Here is a 10734-nt window from a genome sequence, read left to right as displayed (position 1 = left end):
AAGAAGAAAAAGGGAAGAATCATATAAGATGAGGTTGGATTTTCGTGTATAGCCTCTTGTCTAACTATCAATCATTTTTAAGTTATGGGCGTATCAGAGTCCATACCCTAGAGCATTATATGTTTTAGAATGTAGGGGCGACCTGTGGTCGCCAGTTTGAAAAACCACCACTATCGGATTGTGGGAAAATTGTTGCTTAAGAATTTATAGAAAAATACCATACTTGATAGATATAAGTAATAAAGAAATTATTTTTTGTTTATTTGTTTATTCGAGAGTTGATTGTGAACTTAGAAGAATTACGATTGGATTGTGCGATTAAACAAAAGAAAGGGTTACATTTTATATTAGCATCCATTATTATTTGGTGTAGTGTACTAATTATCCATTCAACATCATTACCTATTTTGACTAAGAACTTACTTACATTCTGTTCCACGGCACCACTAATGCCTTTAGCATTTTTAATATCTAAAATAATCAAGGTTGATTTTCAAAACAAAGAAAATCCGTTAACAAATTTGGGAATTCTTTTTTCTGCAAATCAAATGTTATATTTACTGATTGCTATGTGGGTATATCCGACATTACCTGAAAAGATGCTAATGGTAATAGCAATGATTTTTGGAGCACATTTGTTGCCATATGGCTGGTTATATAAATCTAAATCCTACATAGTATTTTCTGTTTTAGTACCAATTTTATCGCTTATAATTGGCGTAAATTTTAAACCTTATATGCTTGCAATTACGATGATTATAATAGAAATATTGTTTAGTATTTGTTTGATAGTTGAAAACAAAAATATTTTATCGGAGTTTAAACTAAATCTTTAATATTAACGAATATACAATTTTTAAATATTGTATCGTGCAAACGGGTGAGCAAAGGTGCGCCCTACCCATTGGCATGCGGGTTGTAGGGGAGGTCGTTGACCTCCCGTGAGCAATTTTATTAGATTGCGCCACAACAGTAGGAAAAGATGAACTAAGGCAACTTATTGTTGTTGAGTTTCCTTAAGAAGTGTTATATTATTAACACTTCTTTAAATTTATCAAAAGTAAATTTAAAGAAACTAAAAAATCTTAATTTTGATATATTATATATGTATAGTATATGATATTAACAAAGTCCAGCAATAACTTTGCTGGACTTTAAATCGCAATATAAGAAGAATATACGACAATGTAAAGTCAATGTTATGTTTTATATAGCATAGGCGTTTGTAAAGAGATAAATAAATTATAAGACTTATCCTTATTATTAATTATTGGATGCGAATGTTTATTTGTATTGGCTCATGAAATATAAAAATCTGCAAGGAGAATTTAGAAAATATTGTAATTGAGTAGTTAAAATATGATATTATAGAAATGATGAGAAATTGAGAAGTGCCTCCAAAAATTGTTTTCGATTGTAAAAATTAATAAAAAATGCAGACGATTAAGAATAGGAAATATGTAGAAGCAGGAGGGATGTATGTTGAATACTATTTCGGAATTAAAGAGAATTTGGACAGATTTTGTAGAAGAGGAGCAAATATCACCTGAAATAAGACCTGTGATACTAGAATCCTGGAAAAGATGTAAAAATAATTTAGTTGATTTTTATGGAGGCAAGGGTAAGGTTCTATCTGATGAAGAGATGAAACACCGTTTGGAAAAAAATAAAGAATTAATTGAAATTGCCTCACCCATCATTAAAGACATCTATAATATTGTTAAAGAGACAAATTACAGCGTGGTGTTGACAGATACGGATGGTATTTTAATTGAGACTATTGAAAACGAGAAAATAAGACCGGAACACAGGGATCTCAATTTTATGCAAGGAACCAGCTGGAACGAAAAGGATGTTGGAACCAATGCTATAGGGACATGTTTAGCCATTGGGCAACCTATACAAGTAGTGGGCAGTGAGCATTACTGTAAATATCATCACGTATGGACGTGTTCAGCAGCACCCATTCGCAATAGTGAAGGAAAAATCATCGGCTGTTTAAATTTATCGGGGAGAGTGGAAGATGTACATCCCCATACCTTTGGCATTGTAGTGGCTTCTGTAAAGAATATAGAAAAGCAACTGGCTATTTTGGAATACTACCGTCTCATGGATACGGCATTTGATTCTATACTGGATGGGTTAATTATTATGAATCGACATTTTGAAATTGAACGGATTAATAACAAATTGCCCCATATTTTTAAAATGAGTATAGAAGAAATATACGCCATTGATATGAAAAAAATGCTGGAAGATGTGGAAATAGAAAAGGATATATTCCAGGCAAGAAATAAAATAAAATATACGGATTATACTTTAGATATAGGCAAAAGAAGAATTGACTGCGTATTAAATATTTCTCCTATTGTTTTTAATGATGAAATTATGGGTGTAGTATTAATTATTAAAGAAGCTAAGCAGTTACGTAAAGAAGTAAGTAAGATTGCAGGTTTTCGAGCAAATTATACCTTTGAAAATATAATTACCCAAGATAAAAAAATGAAAGAGCTGATTCAGACAGCCAAAAGAATTGCAAAAAATGATTGTTCTATACTGATTGAAGGAGAAAGTGGAACAGGAAAAGAATTGCTGGCCCAGTCCATACATAATGCAAGCAATTGCAACAGCGGTCCTTTTATTCCTATTAATTGCGCCGCTTTGCCTAAAGAATTAGTAGAAAGCGAGCTGTTTGGTTACGAAAGGGGAGCTTTTACAGGAGCACTAAAAGAAGGAATGCCCGGAAAATTTGAATTGGCAAACGGAGGAACTATTTTTTTAGATGAAATAGGCGAAATTCCCATAGAAATCCAAGCAAAACTCTTGAGAGTGTTGGATGATCATAAAGTCAGAAGAATCGGAGGGACCTATGAGAGGGATTTAAATATACGCATTATTGCAGCCACCAATCGTAACTTGTATGAAGAGGTAGCAGAAAAAACTTTTAGGCGAGATTTATATTATAGGCTCAATGTAATTAATCTGGAAATATCTCCTTTAAGGGATAGGCCTGAAGACATTCTTACTTTGGCTAAGTTTTTCCTGAAAAGCTTAAATGAAGAAAATCCCCACAACCCTAAAATGTTCAGTGCAGGGTTTAAAAAGGAAATCATTACCTATGAATATAAGGGCAATGTAAGAGAACTAAAAAACACGATTCAAAGAGCTTATTATTTGTGTGAAAAGGAAATTATTGATGAAAATTATTTGCCACAAAAAGAAAAAAATAACTGTACTCCATATGATATGAAGCCGTACACAAAGAGCTTACAGGAAATCGAAAAGCAGAGCATACAAGATGCTTTGATTTTATCTCAAGGAAATGTAGTACAAGCGGCACAGTATCTTAACATTAGCAGAGCCACTATTTATAGAAAAATAAAACAGTATCAAATTTCCACCAAATAAAAATTGTAAAGAAACAGTTCTGAAAATATTTTAATACACTTGTCTCATTTTGAGAAATAGTATTAAAATGAGATAAATAAAATGAGAAAATGATATACACTACGAAAAGGATTACAAAAAAACCGCTATTTTAGCGGTTTTTTTTTCTTTATATATTGGCATGATATTTGCTAAATAGATAGTGAGAACAATTTGAAAGGAGGATTGTCCATGTCATTAAAAGCTGCATTTATCTTTATTGCACCAAATGCCGATGATGTTCAACATCGGTCTCATATCCATACAGACGAGATTACATTAATTACAGTAGGTGTGGATTCTTATGCATCAGGTATAAAAGCGGCAAAAGAACTTGTGAAGCAAGGAGTTAAGATCATTGAACTATGCGGTGGTTTTGGCCACGAAGGAGTTACAAAGATTTCTGAATCGATTAAAGGAGAGGCGGTGGTAGGAGTTGTAAGGTTTGATAACCATCCAGGATTAGATTTTAAGAGCGGAGATGAATTTTTCAAAGAATAAGTGCTGCTTTTTAGAAAGAAAGGAGAAATTTTATAATGACAAATATTATTATTTCGCCCAGTAAATACATTCAAGGTAAAGGTGAAATTCACAATGTATTTAAACATACTTGTATTTTTGGAAACAAATTTTTATTGTTAGCTACTGAAAATGGCATAAAGAGAATGAAGGGCATTATTGAAGAAAGTTTTAAAGGAACAGATGCAAAATTAACATTTGAGACTTTCAATGGTGAATGCTCGAGAAAGGAAATCCAAAGAATAGAAAAAATCGTGGAAGAAAAGGGTTGCGATGCCGTAATAGGCATTGGCGGAGGTAAGACATTGGATACAGCCAAAGCGGTAGCATACTATAGAAAAATCCCTGTAGTAATTATTCCTACCATTGCATCCACAGATGCCCCATGTAGTGCCTTATCCGTTATTTATACTGAAAAAGGAGAATTCAGCGAATATTTAATACTTCCTAAAAATCCAGATATTGTACTCGTGGATACAGCTATTATTATGAAATCCCCGGCCAGATTTTTGATAGCAGGTATGGGGGACGCTTTGGCCACGTATTTTGAGGCAAGAGCTAGTGTGAGATCAAATTCTGATGTCATGGCGGGAGGAAAAGCAACAAAGACAGCATTTGCAATTGCAAAATTATGTTATGAGATCTTATTGAGTAATGGTTATAAAGCTAGAATTGCAGCAGAGAAAAACGTTGTTACCCAAGCAGCGCAAGCAGTTATTGAAGCGAATACATATTTAAGTGGTGTAGGGTTTGAAAGCTGTGGTATTGCAGGAGCACACTCTATTCATAATGGTTTTACAATACTTCATGAGTGCCATCATCTTCTCCACGGTGAAAAAGTAGCCTTTGGGACCATTGCACAGCTGGTGCTTGAAAATAGTCCTATAGAAGAAATTGAAGAAGTCATCCATTTTTGTACTCAAGTTGGTTTGCCTACTACACTAGAAAAAATGGGGATTTCAGATGTAAAAGAGGAAGAACTTATGAAAGTAGCAGAGTTAGCTTGCGGTGAAGGAGAAACGATTCATAATATGCCTTTTAAAGTAGAGCCTCAGGATGTTTATGCAGCTATTCTTATTGCAGATGAACTAGGGAGACAGTATATAAAATAATTATGAAAAAATGATTGAGCTGATAAGAGCTATATAAGAATCTGCAATTTTTATACTGAGGGGGATAAACAGTGAAGGATTTTATTATTTAGGTAGGAATATGGGGACATTGATAACACTATTGAAATTTCTGTTGCTTGTGTGAAAGTAAAAATTTAAATAAAGAATAGGAGGGTATATTTTGAAAATACCAAACAAAGATATTATTGAGATGTACAAAAAAATGTTGAAGATTAGGCAGTTTGAAACAAAAGGAATGAATCTATTTGCAGAAGGAAAAATTCCTGGATTTGTTCACTTATACATAGGAGAAGAAGCTGTCGCTACAGGTGCTTGTGCCAACTTAAACGATGATGATTTTATTACCAGTACTCATAGAGGTCATGGTCATATTATTGCCAAAGGCGGAGATTTGAATTACATGATGGCAGAGCTTTTCGGTAAAGAAACGGGATATTGCAAGGGAAAAGGTGGTTCCATGCATATTGCTGATGCCACTAAAGGGATTTTAGGTGCAAATGGTATCGTAGGTGCAGGACATAATATTGCTGTAGGTGCAGCATTAAGCGCACAGTATAAAGATACCCAACAGGTTTGTATATGTTTCTTTGGTGATGCGTCTACTAACCAAAGTACTTTTCACGAAGCCATGAATTTAGCAAGTGTATGGAAACTGCCAGTAATATTCCTTTGTGAAAACAATGGTTATGGGATTTCCGTAAGTCAAGAAAGGCACCAGGCCATTACCGATATATCCGTTCGTGCTGTTGCTTATGATATGCCTGGAATCACTGTGGATGGAAACGATGTTTTTGCTGTATATGAAGCTGTAAGAGAAGCTGTTTCTAGAGCTCGAGAAAAACAAGGACCTACATTGATAGAAGCAAAAACCTATCGTCAACGTGGTCATTTTGAAGGAGATCCCACTTCATATAGAAGTGATGAAGAATTGCAAAAATGGAAAAAGAAAGATCCTATTCCAAGATTAGAAAAATATATGCTTGAAAACAATGTAGTTTCTGAGGAAGAATTGAAAAAACTTCAAGATGAAGTGGAGCAGGCCATAGAAGAAGCCATTGATTTCGCATTAAATAGTAAAGATCCTGATTTAGATACGGCAGTAGAAGATGTTTATACAGATTTAAAAGTTGAGGAGGTTCGTGTAAGATGAAAAAAATGACCTATGGCCAAGGAATTAAAGAAGGAATGAGAATTAAAATGCTAGAAGATCCAGATGTATTTATTTTTGGAGAAGATGTGGGAGCCTTTGGAGGCTGTTTTGGTGTTACTTCTGGTATGTTTGACGAATTTGGAGATAGAAGGGTTCGAGATACACCTATTTCAGAAGGTGCAATTATCGGGGCAGCTGTTGGTTCAGCAGCAGCAGGGTTAAAACCCATTGCAGAGTTAATGTTTGTAGATTTTTTGACCGTTGGGATGGATCAATTGGTAAATCAAGCGGCAAAAATGCGTTATATGTTCGGTGGAAAAATTAAACTACCTATGGTAGTACGTTTACCTAGTGGCGGTGGTGTAAGCGCTGCTGCTCAGCATTCGCAGTCTTTAGAATCTTGGCTGACTCATGTACCTGGATTAAAAGTAATTTATCCCTCTAATCCTCAAGATGCCATTGGAATGATGATTTCAGCAATAGAAGATGAAAACCCTGTAATGTATCTGGAGCATAAGGCTCTCTACGCTATGACTGGAGAAGTAGAAGATAAAGTAGATGCTATTCCTTTAGGAAAAGCGAGCATTAAAAAAGAAGGCAGCGATGTGACAATTATTACATATGGAAAACAGGTTTACGATTCTTTAAAAGCAGCAGAAATATTAGAAAAAGAAGGTATGGATGTAGAAGTAATTGATTTGCGTTCATTATTTCCTCTGGATAAAGAGGCCATTAAAACATCTATTGAGAAAACTGGAAAAGTAGTTATCGTTACAGAAGAAAACAAACGAGGTGGATTCGGGGGAGAGATAGCTGCAATTATTGCCGAAGAATATTTTTTCAATTTAGATGCTCCTGTAGCCAGAGTAGGTGCATTGAATTGTCCTATACCCTTTAATCCGGGTTTGGAAGATTATGTATTGCCAAACGAAAAAGATATTGTTCAGGCAGTTAAGGGATTATTAGGTAATGCATATTATTAAGAGGCTTTAAAGCCTCTTACATCTCTAATTTTAATAAAGGGGGTAAACAGATGCCACCTATAGGGATTATTGCTAATCCTGCATCGGGAAAAGATATCCGCAGATTGCTTTCCTATGCAACCGTTATAGACAACAACGAAAAGGTCAATATATGTTTTTTCAATTTGATGAGCCAAAAAATAGAATAGGAGGTCTAATTATTATGGCAGAGTTTATTGTTATGCCTAAATTGGGTTTAACCATGACAGAAGGTACAGTGAGTAATTGGAGAAAGAAGGAAGGCGATAACGTAAAATCAGGAGAGGTATTGTTTGATGTTGAAACAGATAAAATATCAAATGAAGTTGAAGCTACATCTGATGGTGTTATCAGAAAAATATTTATTGAAGAAGGTACAGTTGAGGTATTGAAACCTGTAGCTATTGTAGCATCTGCAGATGAAGATATTTCTTCATTATTGACAGAAATTGGAGGAGGAGAAAAAGAAGAGATAGACGAGACCATAGAAAAGAAAGAAATAAAAGAAGAGGCATCAACTGCCACTACAGCGAAAAAGGTGAAAGCATCTCCTAAAGCAAAAAAACTTGCTGCAGAACTGAATGTAGATATTAGCCGAATAGAGGGAACAGGGACACAATCCTCTGTAACAGAAGAGGATGTACGTAAGTTTGTAAAAGAAAGTAAGAAGGCAGAAAAGAAAACATCTCCCACGGCAGCAGTGGTGGCTGAACAATTAGGTGTAGATATAAATCAAATCTGCAAAGATAGCCGGATTATGAAAAATGATGTCATCGCTTATAAAGAGAGAGAAGATTTTGTGGCCATGGTAAATCCTCAGGAAATAAGAAAGTCCATGAGCACGATGCGTAAAGTTATTGCAAAAAGGATGTTAGAAAGTCAACAAGTATCTCCTACGGTAAATTATAACCTAAGAGTAGATACTACGAATCTTTCAATATTTAGAAATCAAATTAAAGATACTGTCAAAGTAACCTATACAGACCTGTTGGTAAAAATCCTTTCCAAGGCATTATTGGAGTTTCCATTGCTTAATTCCTCTATAGAGGGTAATGAAATTATTTTTAGGAATTACGTCAGTATTGGCGTTGCGGTAGGATTAGAGGATGGACTCCTTGTTCCGGTAGTAGAATATGCAAATAGCAAAGGATTAAAAGAAATATCAAGAGAAATTAAAGAATTAGCTACTAAGGCAAAAAATAATGAACTACAACCTCAAAATTTAACGGGAGGCACATTTACAATTACCAATATTGGCATGTTTGGTATGGAGTCTTTCACACCTATTATTAATCAACCTGAAGTAGCAATTTTAGGGGTTAATGCAATTGTACAAACACCTGTAGCGGTAGAGGGACAAGTAATTATAAAGCCTTTGATGAATTTAAGTTTAACAGCCGATCATCGTGTGGTAGATGGTTCTGTAGCTGCACAATTTATGGCAAGAGTAAAAGAATATATTGAGAAACCGGCTTTATTGCTGCTATAAGGAGGAATTTACATGAAAATTGCAATTATTGGAGGAGGACCTGGCGGATACATAGCGGCAATACGTGCAGCACAATTAGGGGCTGAGGTATCCATTATCGAAAAAGAGCATTTAGGAGGAACTTGCTTAAATGTAGGCTGTATACCTACAAAAGTATTGCTTCATACAGCTAATTTAGTAGATACCCTAAAAAAAGAGGCCAAAGAGTTAGCCATTGAAGTTACAGGTATAGAAGCAGATTGGAGTAAATTACAGAAAAGAAAAAATAAAATTACGAAGAAGTTAATTGGTGGAATAGAAGGGATTTTGAAAAGTCATCAAATTATTAAATATATTGGGCAAGCCACATTTAGTGATAAAAATGAAGTAACTGTTAAATGTAGTAATGGGAAAATAGAAAAGGTAGCCTTTGATTATGCTATTATTGCTACAGGTTCTGAACCGAATGTGATTCCCATTCCAGGGATAGAATTGCAAGGAGTCATTACCAGTAATGAAGCGCTATCTTTGGAAGAGGTTCCTGAAAGCTTATTAATTATCGGCGGAGGGGTTATTGGATGTGAATTTGCCAGTATTTATAATTCATTTGAATGTAAAGTAAGAGTTATAGAAACATTACCGAGAATTGTAGCAAATATGGATGCAGAGATTACCAATGTTTTGCAAAATAAATTAGTAAAATATGGAATCGAAATTCATACAAATACAAAGGTGAAAAAGATTGAAAAAACAGCAGATGGTTTAGAAATTCACACTCTAAAAGGAGAAAAATCGGAAGTTTTTAAGGCGGAAAAGGTGCTTTTATCCATTGGAAGAAAACCTGTAACTGAAGGATTGGGTTTAGATAAAATAGGAGTAAAGACAAAAGGTAGCGCTGTTGCAGTGAATGATAAATTTCAAACTAATGTGAGAAATATTTATGCTATCGGAGATTGTAATGGGGGTGTTATGCTAGCTCATGTTGCATCCGCACAAGGTATTTCTGCGGTAGAAAGAATTATGAAGAAAAAAACGAGCATAGATTTTAAAACAACACCATATTGCGTTTATACAAGACCTGAGCTGGCTTCTGCCGGTTTAACGGAAGAACAAGCAATTGAACAAGGGTATCATATAGAAAAAGGAGTTTTTCCACTGTTTGCAAATGGAAAATCCATGATTACATGTGAAACAGAAGGAATTGTAAAATATATTTCAGATAAAGCTACTGGAGAAATATTGGGGTTGCATATAGCAGGACCTAGAGCAACAGATTTAATCGTAGAAGGAGCTTTAGCCATTCGCCTGGAAGCAACTGTGGAAGAAATTATTACGACCATTCATGCCCATCCAACAGTTGGGGAGTGTCTTCATGAAGCTGCCCACGGCGTACATAATAATGCATTGCATCTACCTAAGATAAAATAAGTTATATCAGCTTATATAGTATTCAATCCTTAAATTTAACAAAGATATTTCAATTTTTGTGAGAGATATTTATAAAAAAGGGAATGAAAAGATGGACGGCTATCTTTGAAGGTGTAGGGTGAAATTTGTACTTGGTTGATGTGTACTAGAGTTGACTTTTTATATATGAAATATCTGCAACTATATAAAAGTAGTTGCAGATATAAGGACCTACCTATTTAATTGATTATTATTCCGCTGCTTTTTCATCTATCATATAAAAATTCATTAATGATTATGCGTAAATCGTGACACCGAATAATAATTCTGTCACTATTTATATTTCTATCAGCATATATCCACTATTTTCCTAATAAATAGATTTACCTACATTCATTCTAAATACTATCTTAATATGCCTGCAAGGTGTTTTTTCATTTTAAATCTCCTCGTATAATATGTTTAGAACCATTATTTAATGGTCTAAGCATATTTATTTTTTTATTGTTAATTGAGATATCCTAAGGCTAAAATGTAGTTATAGAATAATTAGCGAAGGATAATTCAGATTCTCCTTGCAAAGCCTTACGGCTATTGCCACAAAAGCATGCTTCCTGACTTAGTTGTCAT

Annotated in this window: 8 protein-coding genes and 1 pseudogene; all 9 read left to right on the top strand. The window is 34.5% G+C overall.

All coding sequences use genetic code 11. The features are described from left to right. The first annotated feature begins 284 nt into the window (after positions 1-284). On the top strand, positions 285-836 hold the full coding sequence (locus Q7P22_RS08275) for a hypothetical protein (RefSeq protein WP_303863000.1): 552 nt from the start codon (positions 285-287) through the stop codon (positions 834-836). Between the two features lie 643 nt (positions 837-1479). Continuing rightward, the gene (locus Q7P22_RS08270; protein ID WP_113919461.1) at positions 1480-3408 is read left to right on the top strand and encodes a sigma-54-dependent Fis family transcriptional regulator; all 1929 of its coding nucleotides are present in this window, start codon (positions 1480-1482) and stop codon (positions 3406-3408) included. 210 nt (positions 3409-3618) lie between these two features. Continuing rightward, a complete protein-coding gene (locus Q7P22_RS08265) occupies positions 3619-3927 on the top strand; it encodes a DUF6506 family protein (protein WP_113919460.1) in 309 nt (102 codons plus the stop codon). Positions 3928-3962: 35 nt separating this feature from the next. Beyond that, complete coding sequence (locus Q7P22_RS08260) at positions 3963-5057, top strand: glycerol dehydrogenase (RefSeq protein WP_303862996.1); 1095 nt, start codon at positions 3963-3965, stop codon at positions 5055-5057. A gap of 178 nt (positions 5058-5235) precedes the next feature. Further along, a complete protein-coding gene (gene pdhA, locus Q7P22_RS08255; protein WP_278278688.1) occupies positions 5236-6228 on the top strand; it encodes a pyruvate dehydrogenase (acetyl-transferring) E1 component subunit alpha in 993 nt (330 codons plus the stop codon). Then, complete coding sequence (locus Q7P22_RS08250) at positions 6225-7211, top strand: alpha-ketoacid dehydrogenase subunit beta (protein ID WP_113919458.1); 987 nt, start codon at positions 6225-6227, stop codon at positions 7209-7211. Before pdhA ends, Q7P22_RS08250 begins: the two co-directional genes overlap by 4 nt. Before the next feature lie 50 nt (positions 7212-7261). Beyond that, positions 7262-7363: pseudogene (locus Q7P22_RS08245) on the top strand (ATP-NAD kinase); the annotation flags it as partial. Positions 7364-7413: 50 nt separating this feature from the next. Continuing rightward, positions 7414-8718, top strand: coding sequence for a dihydrolipoamide acetyltransferase family protein (locus Q7P22_RS08240; protein WP_303862991.1), 1305 nt, complete (start codon positions 7414-7416; stop codon positions 8716-8718). A gap of 12 nt (positions 8719-8730) precedes the next feature. Continuing rightward, on the top strand, positions 8731-10125 hold the full coding sequence (gene lpdA / locus Q7P22_RS08235) for a dihydrolipoyl dehydrogenase (protein ID WP_303862988.1): 1395 nt from the start codon (positions 8731-8733) through the stop codon (positions 10123-10125). The last annotated feature ends 609 nt before the right edge of the window (positions 10126-10734 follow it).

The organism is Alkalibaculum bacchi (genome assembly GCF_937875145.1).
GTDB lineage: Bacteria > Bacillota > Clostridia > Eubacteriales > Alkalibacteraceae > Alkalibaculum > Alkalibaculum bacchi_A.
Note: the sequence above shows the minus strand (reverse complement) of the source record. Positions and strands in the feature narration are given on the sequence as shown.

Coding starts and splice junctions, on each gene's coding strand:
- Q7P22_RS08270 (WP_113919461.1), top strand. CDS start 1,480: ATGTTGAATACTATTTCGGAATTAAAGAGAATTTGGACAGATTTTGTA.
- Q7P22_RS08265 (WP_113919460.1), top strand. CDS start 3,619: ATGTCATTAAAAGCTGCATTTATCTTTATTGCACCAAATGCCGATGAT.
- Q7P22_RS08260 (WP_303862996.1), top strand. CDS start 3,963: ATGACAAATATTATTATTTCGCCCAGTAAATACATTCAAGGTAAAGGT.
- Q7P22_RS08250 (WP_113919458.1), top strand. CDS start 6,225: ATGAAAAAAATGACCTATGGCCAAGGAATTAAAGAAGGAATGAGAATT.
- Q7P22_RS08240 (WP_303862991.1), top strand. CDS start 7,414: ATGGCAGAGTTTATTGTTATGCCTAAATTGGGTTTAACCATGACAGAA.
- lpdA (WP_303862988.1), top strand. CDS start 8,731: ATGAAAATTGCAATTATTGGAGGAGGACCTGGCGGATACATAGCGGCA.